Origin of the sequence: Maribellus luteus (assembly GCF_003576475.1) — a bacterium.
Taxonomy (GTDB): Bacteria; Bacteroidota; Bacteroidia; order Bacteroidales; family Prolixibacteraceae; genus Draconibacterium; species Draconibacterium luteum.
On the sequence record NZ_QWGR01000296.1, the window covers coordinates 1 to 516 of the forward strand.

Consider the following 516-nt stretch of genomic DNA (forward strand, 5'->3'; position numbering starts at 1 on the left):
GAAGACTGTTGCCGTGCGCGACGACCAGGACCGTCCCGATGGCGAGGGCCGGGCCCAGCGTATTCCGACGCCAGGCAGAAATCCGTTGCATGACGTCGTAGAGGTTCTCGGTGCGCGGGACGGCCACTCCGCGATAGCGCCGGTCCCGAGCAAGTTCGGCGTGGTCGGGTCCGGCCATCGGCGGCGGACGATCGGTCAAGCCACGGCGCCAGCGCGCCACGGGGTCGGCGCCAAATCGATGCGCCGCCTCATCCTTGTCCATACCGGTAAGGGCGCCGTAGTGCCGTTCGTTCAGCAAGTAGTCCTTCCCGTCAGGCACGAAGGTCTGGTCGCTGGCGTGAAGTACGATCCAGAGTGTTCGTATCGCGCGGGTCAGCATCGACGTCAAAGCGGTCTCCACGTCGACGCTGTGATCGCGAAGCAACTTACCCGCAGCTTCGGCTTGTGCTTCGCCCGACGAGGTCAGGTCCACATCGGCCCAGCCCGTGAAACGGTTGTCGGCGTTCCATTGACTTT

General features: G+C 64.7%; 1 protein-coding gene. It reads right to left on the bottom strand.

Annotated elements, in window-relative coordinates; translation table 11 throughout:
- On the bottom strand, positions 1–516 hold a 516-nt coding region (locus D1614_RS25185; RefSeq protein ID WP_119440551.1), incomplete at both ends, for a 2,3-bisphosphoglycerate-dependent phosphoglycerate mutase.